This is a genomic window from Flavobacterium sp. NPDC079362 (assembly GCF_050267765.1).
Taxonomy (GTDB): Bacteria; Bacteroidota; Bacteroidia; order Flavobacteriales; family Flavobacteriaceae; genus Flavobacterium; species Flavobacterium azizsancarii.
In genome coordinates, this window is the sequence record NZ_JBNNFM010000015.1 from 14,367 (window position 1) to 29,161 (window position 14,795).

General features: G+C 35.5%; 9 protein-coding genes. 5 read left to right on the top strand and 4 right to left on the bottom strand.

Features of this window, described 5'->3' with window-relative positions; all coding sequences use genetic code 11:
• Positions 1-631 precede the first annotated feature (631 nt).
• The 3 genes from ACQKCJ_RS13920 (at position 632) to ACQKCJ_RS13930 (ending at position 6,535) form a co-directional block, all read left to right on the top strand.
• Entirely contained in the window at positions 632-934 is a 303-nt protein-coding gene (locus tag ACQKCJ_RS13920) for a hypothetical protein (protein WP_271336067.1), read from the top strand.
• A gap of 86 nt (positions 935-1,020) precedes the next feature.
• Positions 1,021-5,400, top strand: a complete 4,380-nt coding sequence (locus ACQKCJ_RS13925) for a CusA/CzcA family heavy metal efflux RND transporter (RefSeq protein WP_427402225.1) — start codon at positions 1,021-1,023, stop codon at positions 5,398-5,400.
• A 4-nt stretch (positions 5,401-5,404) separates the two neighbouring features.
• Complete coding sequence (locus ACQKCJ_RS13930; RefSeq protein ID WP_427402226.1) at positions 5,405-6,535, top strand: efflux RND transporter periplasmic adaptor subunit; 1,131 nt, start codon at positions 5,405-5,407, stop codon at positions 6,533-6,535.
• 65 nt (positions 6,536-6,600) lie between these two features.
• Here the strand turns inward: ACQKCJ_RS13930 and ACQKCJ_RS13935 are convergent, their stop codons facing one another.
• Both ACQKCJ_RS13935 and ACQKCJ_RS13940 read right to left on the bottom strand, forming a co-directional pair.
• Positions 6,601-7,404 (bottom strand): DNA alkylation repair protein, encoded by an 804-nt coding sequence (locus tag ACQKCJ_RS13935; protein WP_427402227.1) that lies wholly within the window; start codon positions 7,402-7,404, stop codon positions 6,601-6,603.
• Positions 7,401-8,039, bottom strand: a complete 639-nt coding sequence (locus tag ACQKCJ_RS13940; protein ID WP_427402228.1) for a peroxiredoxin-like family protein — start codon at positions 8,037-8,039, stop codon at positions 7,401-7,403. The genes ACQKCJ_RS13935 and ACQKCJ_RS13940 overlap by 4 nt, the downstream gene beginning before the upstream one ends.
• 97 nt (positions 8,040-8,136) lie before the next feature.
• Here ACQKCJ_RS13940 and ACQKCJ_RS13945 point away from each other — a divergent pair, with 97 nt between their 5' ends.
• Both ACQKCJ_RS13945 and ACQKCJ_RS13950 read left to right on the top strand, forming a co-directional pair.
• Entirely contained in the window at positions 8,137-8,475 is a 339-nt protein-coding gene (locus ACQKCJ_RS13945) for a winged helix-turn-helix transcriptional regulator (protein WP_427402229.1), read from the top strand.
• A gap of 255 nt (positions 8,476-8,730) precedes the next feature.
• Positions 8,731-10,107, top strand: a complete 1,377-nt coding sequence (locus tag ACQKCJ_RS13950; protein WP_427402230.1) for a sensor histidine kinase — start codon at positions 8,731-8,733, stop codon at positions 10,105-10,107.
• A 51-nt stretch (positions 10,108-10,158) separates the two neighbouring features.
• Here the strand turns inward: ACQKCJ_RS13950 and ACQKCJ_RS13955 are convergent, their stop codons facing one another.
• A complete protein-coding gene (locus ACQKCJ_RS13955) occupies positions 10,159-10,848 on the bottom strand; it encodes a VIT1/CCC1 transporter family protein (protein WP_271336074.1) in 690 nt (229 codons plus the stop codon).
• Between the two features lie 260 nt (positions 10,849-11,108).
• Positions 11,109-14,324, bottom strand: coding sequence for a TonB-dependent receptor domain-containing protein (locus tag ACQKCJ_RS13960; RefSeq protein ID WP_427402231.1), 3,216 nt, complete (start codon positions 14,322-14,324; stop codon positions 11,109-11,111).
• Positions 14,325-14,795: the final 471 nt, after the last annotated feature.

Below are 14,795 nucleotides of genomic sequence, written 5' to 3' on the forward strand. Positions count from 1 at the left end.
TTCGATTTTAAAATTAGAGATCTATTACCTATCACAAGAAAAAGATGTTACAGAACAGTTTTTTTTTGTCATGAAATCTACTTTTTAGTGTCAGATGAATTTTACTGAATAAACAGATTCCTTTATCAATTAAAAAAGTAAATTTTATAGAAGATTTAATATTGGTAATGTCTTTTTTAAGGCTTGTAGAGATGGAGTTTTATTTGTTTGAGCGAATAAATTTACAAAAAAAAATAACGTAACTATCAGAAGCACAGGCTTTTTTTTAAGTAAAATCTTATTTAATAATAAATAGGGCAAATGGGTTTAAATTCGCTTTACGACTATATTATTTAATAATCACTAAAAATACAAACAGCATAAAAAAAGCACAAACTACTTTAATGTAATTAAAATACTGTTAAAAATAACTTCAAAATTGACAAGACTTCAGTATTTTATAATAATTAATGGTTTAAATTAAATTTCTATTTGTTTATTGCTGCAAAATGACAAAACTTCCTTAGATATTGCTTAGGATAAGGGATTATTTTATGACATCGACTAAATTTGTGAAGTGCGAAAAGGTATTATCTACATATTCATTTTTCTAATCGTATCCAATATTGGGTTCTTTCAGCAGTTTTATAAATTGCCAATATTAATTGAGCATTATAATGAACATCAGCAAAGGCAAAACGTGAGTTTTATCGATTTTCTGGAGATGCATTATTGGGGAGAAGATTTAAATGATAATGATACAGATCGCGATATGCAGCTTCCTTTTAAGCATATTTCAAGTGCCTCGTTTCAACTTGTTTTTGTACCTGCAGACAAACCTGCATTTTATATCCCTTTCAATATCGGATTTTCTGAGTTTAGGATTATTCCCTATACATCTAATTTGTATTCAAATCCCGCATTATTTTCGGTATTCAGACCTCCTATAGCATAATTTAATTTTCTAAAATTTTTATTGTGATCATGGCATTTGTATGTTTTGATCATAACATTATAATTTCAAAAAAATTAAATCATATTATGCTTAATAAGATCATTCAGTTCTCAGTTAAAAATAAACTGGTAATTGGCGTCTTCACCTTGCTTTGGATCATCTATGGCGTGTTTGAAGTTACCCGTTTACCAATTGATGCCGTTCCTGACATCACCAACAATCAGGTTCAGATTATTACAACGGCTCCGTCTCTGGGAGCAGAAGATGTAGAACGTTTAATCACTTTCCCCATAGAACAGGCGATTAGCAATATCCCACAACTTAAGGAAAGCCGCAGCATTTCTCGTTTTGGACTTTCGCTTGTCACTATTGTTTTTGCAGATGATACAGATGTGTATTGGGCACGTCAGCAAGTATCAGAACGTTTGCAAAAAGTAGAAATCGCAGAAAATGCCAGTATTCCTGAAATGGCGCCGGCAACTACAGGATTAGGCGAAATTTACCAATATGTGCTAAAGCCACAGCCGGGCTATGAAACCAAATACTCTCTGGAAGATCTTCGTACGATTCAGGACTGGACGATTCGAAGACAGCTTTTGGGAACTCCCGGAATTGCTGATGTAGCCACTTTTGGCGGAAAGCTAAAACAATATGAAATTGCCGTAAATCCGTCACGATTAAAAGCGCAAAACCTTACCATAAAAGAGGTTTTTACAGCATTAAGCAGTAATAACGAAAATACCGGAGGTGCTTATATAGAAAAAGGACCAACCGTACTTTATATCCGAAGTGTAGGATTGACCCGAAACATTAAGGACATCCAGAATATTATCGTAAAAAATACCCAGGCAGGAACACCAATCCTGATCAAAGATATCGCTGAGGTAAAAATGTCTTCGGCTATACGTTACGGAGCTTTAACGACGGATGATATTGGCGAATCTGTTGGTGGAATCGTAATGATGCTGAAGGGTGAAAATGCCAATAATGTTATTGTAAATGTCAAAAAACGTGTTGCCGAAATAGAAAAGATCTTACCAAAAGGTCTAAAAATAGAACCATTTCTGGATCGTACCAAAATGGTTGATAATGCCATTGGCACCGTACAGAAAAACCTGATCGAAGGTGCCTTGATTGTGGTTTTGGTATTAGTGCTTTTTCTTGGTAATTTAAGAGCCGGATTTATCGTGGCTTCTGTCATTCCGTTAGCGATGTTGTTTGCTATTATTATGATGAACACTTTTGGCGTAAGCGGAAACCTGATGAGTCTTGGAGCCCTTGATTTTGGGTTGATAGTCGATGGCGCCGTCATTATTGTCGAAGCCATATTGCACCATCTTCACAGTGCCAAAAAATACAAAGGAATTGATACTATTTCGCAAGACGAAATGGATAAAGAAGTTACAGGTTCAGCTGGCCGAATGATGAACGCTGCTGTTTTTGGACAAATCATTATCCTGATCGTGTATCTTCCGATATTATCATTAGAAGGAATCGAAGGTAAAATGTTCAAACCAATGGCGCAAACTGTTGCCTTTGCCATTTTAGGAGCTTTCATTTTATCGCTTACTTATGTGCCAATGGTAAGTTCTTTATTCATTAGTAAAAAAGTGAACCATAAGCCGAATATTTCGGACAGAATTATGGCCAAATTAGAATTCTATTATGAAATCTGGTTGTCTAAAGCATTAAAAGTCAGAAAAGGGATTGTTATTTCGGCATTTGTTTTATTCGGAATTGCCTCTTTATTATTCAGTCAAATGGGAGGTGAGTTTATTCCACAACTCGAAGAAGGAGATTTTGCAGTAGAAACCCGTTTGTTGTTAGGAACCAATCTTTCGACTACAACAGAAACAATTCAGAAAATTTCATCAGCCCTTAAGAGTAAATATCCTGAAGTCGAAAAAATAGTTTCGAGAATTGGTAGTGCCGAGATTCCTACTGATCCAATGCCTATTGAAGGCGGTGATATGATTATTGTTCTAAAGGATAAATCTGAATGGACAAGTGCTTCATCTTTTCCGGAACTGGCGGATAAAATGACTGAAACGGTAAAAGAGGTGGCTCCGGGAGTTACAACCGGTTTTCAGTTTCCGGTGCAAATGCGTTTTAATGAATTGATGACGGGAGCAAAACAGGATTTAGTTTGTAAAATTTACGGAGAAGATCTTGATAAATTAGCCCAATATGCAGAGCAATTAGGCGCAATAAGTAAAACTGTCGAAGGTGCAACCGATCTGTATGTAGAAAAAGTAACCGGAATGCCACAAATCGTAATTGATTATGATTGGGCCGAAATGGCGAAATACGGTATTTATGTCTCTGATATCAACCAAACCGTAAATGCTGCTTTTGCCGGAGCTGTGGCAGGAAGTATTTACGAAGGCGAAAAACGCTTTGATATGGTGGTAAGGGTAGAAGCAAGCGGACGAAAAGATATTTCTGATGTTCGTAATCTCTTAATCTCAACCCGTTCCGGAATGCAGATTCCGCTTTATCAGGTTGCCTCCGTAAAAGAAATAGAAGGCCCCAACCAAATTCAGCGTGAAGATGCCAAACGAAGAATTATTGTTGGTTTTAATGTCAGAGGACGCGATGTAGAATCGATTGTAGAAGAATTACAGAAAAAAGTCAACAGCCAGATCAAGTTCGATCCGGGTTATTATATTACGTATGGCGGTACTTTCGAAAATCTTCAACAAGCAAAAGCACGTCTTGGTGTTGCCGTTCCCGCAGCTTTATTCATGATTCTGGCATTATTGTACTTTGCTTTCAGGTCTCTTAAGGAAGGAATTATCATTTTTACCGCAATTCCGTTATCAGCAATTGGTGGTGTTTTTGGACTTGCCTTACGTGATATGCCTTTTAGTATTTCTGCCGGAGTTGGTTTTATTGCACTGTTTGGTGTAGCGGTTTTAAACGGAATTGTTTTAATATCTGAATTCAACCGAATACAGAAACACGGAGAAATTACAGATCCACTGCAAATTATTATTACAGGAACAAAAAACAGGCTTCGTCCTGTATTAATGACTGCTGCCGTAGCCTCGTTAGGATTTTTGCCAATGGCTTTGAGTAACGGAGCAGGAGCAGAGGTACAGCGCCCACTGGCAACAGTAGTGATTGGCGGATTGATAACAGCAACTTTGCTAACCTTATTTGTACTTCCGGCGATTTATTTAATGACGTACCATACTAAAGTATTTTCGAAAAAAATTAAAAAACATAAAATGGATAAACTGACTTTATTGCTTGTTGCTTTATTTATCACTGCTTCAGCCCAGGCACAACAAACGTCGATATCTCTTGATGAATCCTTATCGATAGCCATTCAGAATAATAAAAGGGTAAAATCTGCCCGACTGAACGAACAATCAAAAGAACAATTGCAAAAATCAGCTTATGACATTCCCAAATTAGCTATAGATGCTGATTATGGTCAGTTTAACAGCGGTGTCAATGATACCCGTTTTGGCGTGAGCCAGACTTTTGCTTTTCCAACCTTGTATAGCAATCAGAAGAAAGCGTTGCAGGAAAACTATAATGCCGCAAAAGCAGTATCGCAATTAACAGCACAACAGATCAAGTCAAATGTAAGAAACCTGTTTTATTATTATATCTGGCTCAACAGCAAAAAAGAATTGTTGGCTTACGCCGATTCTATCTACAGATTAATGGAGCAAAAATCAGATTTGCGTTACAAGGCAGGAGAAACCAATGTATTAGAGAAAAGCGCTTCGCAATCAGCAAGGCAATTTTATACCAATCAGCTTACAATGGTCAATAAAGACATTGCTATTACGCTGAAGTCCTTTAATACCATTCTTCAGGATAGTATAATTCACGTTCCGTCAGCGAGCAATATCAAGAACGATTTTACTCTTTCGTTAAACGAAAAGGCAAATACTGCTGAGCTTCCTCAGATACAACTTTCTAATCATGAAGCCGAAGCTGCCAAATGGAAGTGGAAAACTGAACAGGCCAAAATGATGCCGGACATTACTGTAGGATATAACAACCTGAGTATTATTGGAGCGCAAACCAGTTCGACCGGACAAGAAGTTTATTATGGCAGCAGCCACAGATTTAGTTATGTAAATCTTGGAGTATCAGTTCCGTTGTTTTTTTTGAGTCAGTCATCCCGTAACAAAGCCGCCAAAATTGAATATGAGAATTATAAAATGATGGCAGAAACGACGAAAATCGAAATGACAACAGAAATTATAAATGCTGTAAGCGAAGTCGAAAAATATAAAGAAAGCCTGAATTATTATGAAAACGAGGGACTCAAAAACGCATCGGTTATTATCGATGCCGCCAACAGTCAATTAGAAAACGGAGATATAGATTATCTGCAATGGGTGTTGGTAGTCAATCAGGCCATTACCATCAAAAATGAATATCTGGACAGGGTTAATGATTACAACAAAGCAATCATAAGTCTGCAAACCCTTAATAATTTATAATATAATGAAAACATATATCATCACAATTTTAGGTCTTTTACTTCTGGTTTCCTGTAAAGCAGATAAAAAAGAACAAGAAAGTAAAACAGAAACAAAACAACAAGAAAGTATCCAGTTAAGCGCTGAGCAGGTCAGGAATGCGGGACTGATTGTTGGGAATCCCGAAGAACGAAATGTAAAAGGAATATTGCAGCTTCAGGGAACGGTAACGGTACCGCCAAAAAGCGTAGTTACAGTTAGTATTCCGCTTGGCGGCTATATCAGAAAAACTGATTTAATGGCTGGAATGCATGTTAAAAAAGGTCAGTTATTGGCTGTACTTGAGGACATGCAGTACATACAACTGCAACAGGATTATCTTACGGCGAAAGAGAAATTTCAATTGGCTAAAAGCGAATACGACAGGCAAAAAGAACTGAATGCAAAAAAAGCAAGCAGTGACAAATTGTTTGAGCAGACAGCAACAGAAATGCAGACTCAACGTATTTATATGTCATCATTGGCACAGAAATTAGCCTTACTGAATATTAATGTAAAAACGCTTACAGCTTCGAACATTAGTAAAACGGTTGCTATCGTTTCGCCTATAAATGGGTTGGTTTCTAAAGTAAATGTAAACGTTGGTAAATATATGGCACCAACAGATATGCTTTTTGAATTGATGGATATGAGCGACATTGTTCTTGTAATGAATGCTTTCGAGAAAGACATTCATTTGCTTTCGGTTGGACAAACTGTAACTGCTTTTTCTAATGCCAATCCCAAAAAGAGATATAGCGCAAAGATTTCTTATATCAACAAGAGCCTTAACGATGATCGTGCGGCAGAAGTTATTTGTAGGGTAAATAAATACGACAGCTCATTAATTCCGGGGCTTTTTATCAATGCTGAAGCAGAAATTGAAAATGAAAAAGCCATTACAGTTCCGGAAGATGCAGTGGTAAGATGGCAAGGCAAGTTTTTTGTTTTTGCTGCGACCGGGAATAATAATTATAAAATGGTGGCAGTAGAACCCGGAACGGCAAGCGAAGGGTACCGTCAGATAAAATCTTCATTGATAAATGCATCATCAAAAATTGTAACAAAAAATGCTTACACACTTTTGATGACTTTTATGAACGGTGGAGATCAATAAAAGTTTAGTTTAGTTAATTGTGAAAGGGGGAATAGTTTTAATGCTATTCCCTTTTTTGTATCTCTTTATTTTTGAATCGTTCTCAACGCTTTTTTTAGAATATAAGCGGTTTCCTTCGTAGGACTTTTTCCTTGCCATTCAGCACAAATATCCAAAACAAATTGAGGTTTGGTTTTGCTGGCATCATTAAGCCAGTTGGCTACACTGTTTTGTACATACTTTGAGCTGTCAGATTTTAATGGTTCCAAAATAGGCAAACCTAATTCCGGATATTGTTTTAATTTCTCGATATGTTCACTCCAAACTCCTCTTGGGCGTGTTGCTTCACTTGCAAAACGTCTGATGTTTTCGTCTGAATGACTGGTCCACTTTGCTAGGATTACTAAGCTTTTATCCAGATTTTTGATTAAGGCAGATCGAATGGCGAGCCAGCATATTTCTCTCACCCCAAAATGTTTGTCGGCAGCAAAAGGCTGAATCTGAATCAGTATTTCTTCAATCGATAACTTGGTATTTCTGCCAATAGTATAAGTGGCCCAACAACGCACCAGATCTGATGGATGTGATTGTATTAAGATTAAAATTTCAGCATCATTTTCTAGTATTGCCAATTCCAGAAGACCGTTTCCTATAGTTTCATTTATGGTATTGACAGTTTGTTTTTTTAATGAGTCAATGCTTTCCAGAATAGGTTTTAAATAAACAGTTCGTTTACATTGCCGAAGCAGGTTTTCAAGCAATAATTTCTGATCAACAGATAACCATTCTGTTAGATTAGCAGTTTCAATTTCTCCTTTGTTCAATTGATTTAGAATGACTGCCGGAATATCCTTTGCAGAGCGCGATCCTTTACGTTTTGTTTCACTCATAATGATTGTAATAATTCATCAATATCAAGTCTGTTTCTATAATCTGCATCAGCATATTTATAGCATATCGACCCATCACAATCTATTACAAAAACGGCAGGAACGGGTAAGGTATTTTCTTTGTTTTTATTGAAATCTTCCAGGTTTATTCCCATTGCCTGATACGTTGGCAAAGCAAATTCCTGCAATTCAAAACTTATTCCCAGTTGTTTGGCCAGCATGTTATTTTTATCCGTTAGAACATCAAAAGTCAAAAGATGTTTTTCAATAATCTTCATACTTTCATCTGTACTTTGTGGTGAAACAGCTAAAAGAGTGACGTTTTTATTGGTGATTTTTGAAAGGTTTTCTTGCAGTGCCCTAAGTTCTAAATTGCAATACGGACACCAGCTTCCGCGATAGAAAGCAAGGATCATTTTGCCATTTTCAAGAATGTCTTTAGAATGAATCAAATGATTAGATGCGTTTGGCAACGAAAAAGGAATTATTTTATCGCCAATTTGCGCCATTTTATTTTTAATATTTTGAGTTTTTAAAGCTGCAATTGATCTTTCGAATATTTCTAATACCGCTACAGGTACCTGTTGGGCCAATTCATTATTAAGGCTTTCTATTTGCTTTGCCAGAGTATTCATGTCTTTTTAATTTGTTTATTTTTGTAAAGGTTTAAAATAGATTCAACATGAGCAATACCGCACAATTTTGTCTCATAGGGATAAAAAAGTCACTATTATGAAAACACAGGAGAAAGCAGCCGAAAATAAAGTTTGTCCATTAGAGATTGCAGTAAATTCTATCAGCGGAAAATGGAAAATTCCTATTGTCTGGCAAATAAACGAAGGAAAAAAACGCCCCAGCGAATTTTTGCGCGGTATTGGCAAAGTAGACAGGCGTGTTTTGAACCAACAACTGAAGGAAATGGAGCAAGACGGGATTTTGACTAAAGAATCTTTCAACGAACTTCCGCCAAGGGTAGAGTATTCTCTTACGGATATTGGAAAAAAATTAGTAAATGTTTTATGGTTGTTAAATGACTGGGGTAAATTATTGATTGACAATGAAAAGGTGTAGTTTTCCAGAACTAAAAGATTTATTTTTGTGCTTAGACCAACATCATATTAAAATTCGCATTCACGTAAATCTATGAAGTTCGTTATTTTAAGCATAGACGGCGTAATTATTGATCCTTAAAATATAAGTTTAGTCAATTATAAAATGGAAAGTTTTAAGAAGAAGAAGAAGAATTGGATATTCCTTTTATTGCCTGAAAAGTATAAAAATCTAGAATCCCTAACTCAAGCTGAAATCAGTTATTAATACATTATAATGTTCAATTTTTTGCCACTGGATCCAAAAACAGTTTTCTTGCTTTATTTTTGGGGAAACCTGTTTATTTGTGTACTTATATTTAGTTATTCGTTTTCGTATGCTACGATTGAGAATAAAAAGAAGTTAAACATTTTTGGATATGGAAAAATAGCACTTACGATAGGTTGGGTACTAATTTTTTTAAGAAATATAATTCCTGATTTCATTTCTATCAGTCTTGCTAATTCTATTATTTTGTGCGGATGCTGCTATGAAACCATGGCGATGATATCGATGCTCAAAACGAGATCAAAGAGACGTACTCGTTTGCAAATAGGGTTAACAATTGCGGCTATTGCAGTTTTTAATATTGCAACATTCTTAGACAGCCCGATAAATACTCGCATCTTGATTATGTCGATGGGAATATTTACGATTTTTTTACCCCCAACAATCAGTTATTTTAGAGAAAAAGGAAATAATCTTTTCCGAATGTTTTATTTGCTTTGCTACGCCGCGTTCGAAGTTTTACTTTTTCTACGCGGAGTTTACACTTATATCAACCCACAGGAATATTTTTTTTCGTATCGCTTTTTTGATAGTTTGTATAGTATTGGCTTGTTCTTGCTTACATTAATAGGAACAGTAGGATTTTTATTGTTGGTAAAAGAAAAACAGGACCTTAAAATCAAAAAACTTTTAAACGATAAAAATTTATTCTTTTCTATTATTGCCCATGATCTTAAAGGTCCATTAGGATCATCAGTTGCATTGTCAGAAATATTGGCTGAAGAAATTGAAGTATACAGCCGTGAAGAAATCAAGGAAATTACCAGAATGCTCCATGAGTCGAACAAAAATATTTATAAGTTACTTGAAAATCTTTTAGACTGGTCACGCGTACAAACGGGAATGATTGAGTATAGCCCGGAAAAAGTGATATTGAATAAATTGATCGAAGAAAATGTGGCACTTAATAGAAACACGGCATTAAATAAAAATATAACTATTAAGTTCGACTGGAATGAAATAATTGAAGTTGAACTGGATAAATATATGATTGATACGGTGTTGCGAAATTTACTGACCAATGCAATTAAATTTACAGAACAACAAGGCGAAATTAGAGTAACGATACAAAAGAAAAATCAAAAAGTAGAGGTATCTATCACGGACAATGGAATTGGAATTCCGGATAACATAAAAGAAAAACTGTTTAAGATTAATGCAAAAGTGATTCAAAAAGGAACAGAAAATGAAAGCGGAAATGGATTGGGATTATTGCTTTGCAGTGAATTTATAAAAAAACATGAGGGCGAAATTTGGGCTGAAAGCGAATTTGGAAAAGGCAGTACTTTCAAGTTTATCTTGCCGTTGGCGCGTATAAAAAGATAAACTCGAATTAAACCTTAGTCTTATTCAGAACGAGAATTCTTATGGTCTTGTTTAAGCAGTCTGAACTCCAAAAATATAACCTACCAATGCCGATGTTGCCATTGCAAAAGTACCCCAGATACAAATACGCAATACCGCTTTTATCGTTTTTGATCCTCCTGCTTTAGCGGCCAAAATTCCGGATAGTGCCAGAAAAAGTATCGAAAAACCATATTGATAGAACACCATATCTTTGATAGGAGCAAAAAAGGCTACCAGAACCGGTAGCAATCCTCCGGTAATAAAAGACGTCGCCGATGCAAAAGCGGCCATTAGAGGATTAGCCTGTGTGATTTCGTTTATTCCCAGTTCATCTCTTGCATGAGCTTCAAGCGCATCGTGTGCCATTAGTGCTTCAGCAACCTGTTTTGCTAATACTGTATTTAATCCTCTTTGAATATAAATATCCCTTAGTTCCTCAAGCTCCTCTTTCGGCATAGTCTCCAGTGCTATTCTTTCTCTTTTTAAATCGGCTGTTTCAACATCAGATTGTGAACTTACGGATACATATTCGCCCGCAGCCATAGAAAGTGCACCTGCAACCAAACCGGCTACTGCTGCAAGTAAAATAGGCTCTCTGGAAGCACTGGCAGCGGCAACACCAATAACCAGACTGGTTGTTGATAAAATTCCGTCATTGGCACCCAAAACAGCTGCCCGTAGCCAACCACTTCTATTGATATAATGATTTTCTGCCTGCATAGTTTTATTTTTTAATGTATTCGACTCTGAATTCTCCTAATGAAATTTACTTCAAAATAGCTTTGGTTATCAAAAGAAGAGCAATAGAATGATTCTAAATTTTGTAAAACGTTTTGAAGACTAATTTTAGTTAGCACTAAATCTCAGAATGTAAATCGAACGGAAAATATATCGAAATATAAAATACAGGTATAAAAAAAGTCCCCCAGTTTCATAAGGGTTGAAACTGGGGGACAATAAAAAAAATAAAACACAATCTTCTAGAACGAATATCTCAATCCAAGCTGCCCTTGGAATCTTGAGGCTAATTGATCTACAGTATAAGGTGTAGCCGTAGGTTTCTGGAAAGTATATGTTGGATCGCCAGTAGCAACTCCGCCTAAATTTCCTGATTTTGTTAATCCTAAGTTGGCTGTTGAATTGTAAGTGTTTGGAACGAAATAACTTCTTCCCCAGTCTTTATTGATAAGATTTCCAACATTAGCCATGCTAAATGAGATTTGGAATGTACCCACTTTTGAAACTTTTATTTCATCCATTAATTTCAAATCTGCCTGAATGTTCCAAGGCGTAGTATCACCATTTCTTTGAGTGAATGTTCCTCTTCTTGTTTTCAAATAATCATTTCCATTAATAAAAGCTTCGTAATCTGCTACTTGTTGCGCTGCTGTTGCAGATCGAACACCAGTAGAACTTACCCCAATATATTTAGCCGCTTCTGCTGCATCTTTAAAGATATAAGCCAATCCTGCTGCTTGTCCTGTTCCTGCAATGGTTGAGTTTACAAATCCCCATGAAAACGGATTTCCTGATTGCGCATTAAAATACACGTTTGCAGAGAAAGTATTGTTTTCAGCCAGTTTTACAGCATATCCTACATTAGAAACGATTCTGTGTTTGATATTAAAGTTAGAAGTTGCCAATTGAGGATCATTAGGAGTCAATGACTGATTCATCTGGAAGTTACTTTCCATAGAGTTACGAATTCCGTTTGTAACATCTCTTGAATCTCCGTACGTATAAGCCGCCATAAAGCTAAGACCAAAATCATATGTTTTAGAAACCATCTCCGTAATACTATATCTGTATCCTTTGTTTGTATTTGACAATAAATAAGCATTAGAAAAAGCAGGATTGATATTAGCGGCGTAAATTGGCATTTGGTGATTCGTATCATAAGAAAAATAAGTAGGGTTATCAGTCTTATTTACTTGTTGAAATTCAAGATCACGAATCACTTTAGTATAAATACCTTCTGTTGTAAATTTATATCCGTTAATGATTTTATCAATTGCAAGAGAATTTCTTAAAACAGCCGGCATTTTAAATTTATTGTCAACTAAATCTGCCTGTACCTTTGGTGTTGCATCATGATATCCGTTTAATCCGTTGTTGGCCAAAGGATCACCAGCTGCTGCAACCTGAGCAGGAGTAAGGTTGTTTTTATCGTAACTTCCGTAACCTACACCGTCATTATAATACGCATATCCTAACCATGCAAACGGAATTCTGCCTGTAAATACTCCTGAACCACCTCTTATAACAAGAGTTTTATCTTCGTCTACATTATAAGTAAATCCTATTCTTGGCGAAATTAGTGCTGTGCTAAAAAAGTTGTTACTAATCTGGCTTAATGGCGTATAACTATATGTTGTGCCATAATTAGGGTCAGCCGGCGAGTTTTGTACTTGTGGACTTAATTTTGGCTTATTTGGCAAATCAGTATAATCAACTCTCACACCAGGCGTAACTTTTAGTTTGTTGCCAATTCTAATCTCATCCTGTACATAAAAACTGTAAAGGTTTACTTTAAATTTAGCGTATGGATTATTAAAAATCTCATCTCTTGTAGAACCGTCAAAAGGATACGTTCCGCGAACACGAGTTGGAGTTTTGCTGTAGAAATCTGCCAGTGATTTGTATGAAACCCTTCCATTAAGAGCATTTACAAAACCGTAATTAATGTCGTAAAATTCGTTGTGAGTACCAAATAATAAAGTATGGTTTCCTGTTTTATAAGTAAGGTTGTCTGTGATTTCGGCTGTATTTTGTTTCATATTAAAAACAGTTGCTTCACGATCATTTCCTAAGAAAATTGTTCCTCCGTTATATCCAATTTCTGCCTGAGGAAACATAGCATTTCCTGATTTTGGATCACGATAATCTTTAATAGCTGAATAACTTGCAAGGAATGAGTTAGACCATTGACTGTTAAAATGACTTTTTAATTCTAAGACAGTACTGCTGGATTGGTTTTTTTGTGTAAAATCCATGCTTGAAAATCTAAAGTTTGCTGCGTCACGCTCTAAATTTGATGCCTGAGAAATTACTGTATTGTTTCTTAACGAAAGAGAGTGTTTGTCATTAATTTTCCAATCTAATTTGTTGAAGAATTTTTGGCTTTTTGCAAAGTTGTTGTAGGCACCATAACTTCCAGGATCAAATCCGTAGTTTGACTTAACGAAATTCGAAATTTGTTCTGCTGTAGTATTATCAACCAATGAAGTTAATTTTCCGTCAGAGTTTGTTTGTCCGGCATTGTAAAATAAAGGATCCGTTCTCTCTGCATATTCCATATTAGTAAAGAAGAATAATTTATCCTTAATAATTGGCAGGCCTAATCTGAAACCAATTTGATAATCACCAAAAGATTTTGGCATTTTAGAACCGTCACCTGCATTATTAGGACCTGTCATAGCTGAATTTCTGCCATAGCTATAAATAGATCCGGTCACTTCGTTTGTACCGCTGCGCGTAACGGCATTGACGCTTCCGCCTAAAAAGTTTCCTAATTTAATGTCATAAGGAGCAATATAAACCTGAATGTCCTGTATTGCATCAAGACTTATAGAATTTGATCGTGTACTGCTTCCAGGCATTCCTGATGTTCCTGACTGACCACCCAAAGACGGGCTAAAACCAATTGCATCATTGTTTATAGAACCATCGATCGTAACGTTGTTGTATCTAAAATTGGTTCCGGCAAAAGAGTTGTTAGAACTCTGAGGAACTAATTTTGTAACGTCCTGAATTCCTCTGTTGATTAACGGTAAACCATTAATTTTTTTCTCATTAATACTTGTCCCATTATTTTTTGAAGAAGGTTTTGAACCTGTAATAACCACTTCTTCTAATACATTATTATCTGTTTTACCAACCACAATAGCAGGTAAATCATTATCGCCTAATGCTAAATTTATTTGTGCATTAGAATAATCTTTGGTACCTGAACTTTTAATTTCTAATTCGTAAGGTCCGCCGGCATTTAAATTTTCGAAACTAAATCTACCTTGTTTATCCGTTACAGCTCTGTAAACTGCATTAGTAGGTAAATGTGTTAATGTAACCTCAGCACCAGTAAGTGGACTTGTTCCATCGCTAACTTTTGCAGATAAGGATGAGGTTGTAATTTGGGCAAAAATGTTTCCCATAACGAGAAGCATTAAAGCCGAAAAAAAGAGTTTTAGTTTTGTCATTGTTTTTTAGTTTTTATTTGACAAAGAAACTCTGTTTGTTTCGATCTGATTTAAGCTTTTTGTTAACTTAAAATCATAAAACAATTCATTGTTAACTAAGGATTATGAACGTGTTATTTTTTTAAAATCGCTTTAACTACTTAGAATCAACGCTTTGTGTAAAAATCTAAAAATAAGTAGATTAGATTTGAGTTTAAAGTAGATTAGAAAAAGATTAGAGTGTTAAGCAAATGTTAGCGATCGGTAAAATTGATAACTTTAGATATTACTATTCTAATGTAAAAATGTAAATATTTTGATATATTAAGACAATGATAATTTCAAATGAGCATAAAATTGAATAGCGTCCAGCTTTAGCGGGATGTCATTAAGTTCAGGGGAAATCTATAAAATTACTTTACAGTTTAATCAAGAAAGTAATTGGAAAAATCCGTTTTTATCAGCGTTTTCGCTTTAGCGAATCAGTAAAAT

What these genes read in the sequence shown, in the direction of transcription:
- ACQKCJ_RS13940 (WP_427402228.1), bottom strand. Translation starts at nt 8,039, where the DNA reads ATGAATACTCTGGCAAAGCAAATAGAAAGCCTTAATAATGAATTGGCC.
- ACQKCJ_RS13925 (WP_427402225.1), top strand. Translation starts at nt 1,021, where the DNA reads ATGCTTAATAAGATCATTCAGTTCTCAGTTAAAAATAAACTGGTAATT.
- ACQKCJ_RS13955 (WP_271336074.1), bottom strand. Translation starts at nt 10,848, where the DNA reads ATGCAGGCAGAAAATCATTATATCAATAGAAGTGGTTGGCTACGGGCA.
- ACQKCJ_RS13945 (WP_427402229.1), top strand. Translation starts at nt 8,137, where the DNA reads ATGAAAACACAGGAGAAAGCAGCCGAAAATAAAGTTTGTCCATTAGAG.
- ACQKCJ_RS13950 (WP_427402230.1), top strand. Translation starts at nt 8,731, where the DNA reads ATGTTCAATTTTTTGCCACTGGATCCAAAAACAGTTTTCTTGCTTTAT.
- ACQKCJ_RS13930 (WP_427402226.1), top strand. Translation starts at nt 5,405, where the DNA reads ATGAAAACATATATCATCACAATTTTAGGTCTTTTACTTCTGGTTTCC.
- ACQKCJ_RS13935 (WP_427402227.1), bottom strand. Translation starts at nt 7,404, where the DNA reads ATGAGTGAAACAAAACGTAAAGGATCGCGCTCTGCAAAGGATATTCCG.
- ACQKCJ_RS13960 (WP_427402231.1), bottom strand. Translation starts at nt 14,324, where the DNA reads ATGACAAAACTAAAACTCTTTTTTTCGGCTTTAATGCTTCTCGTTATG.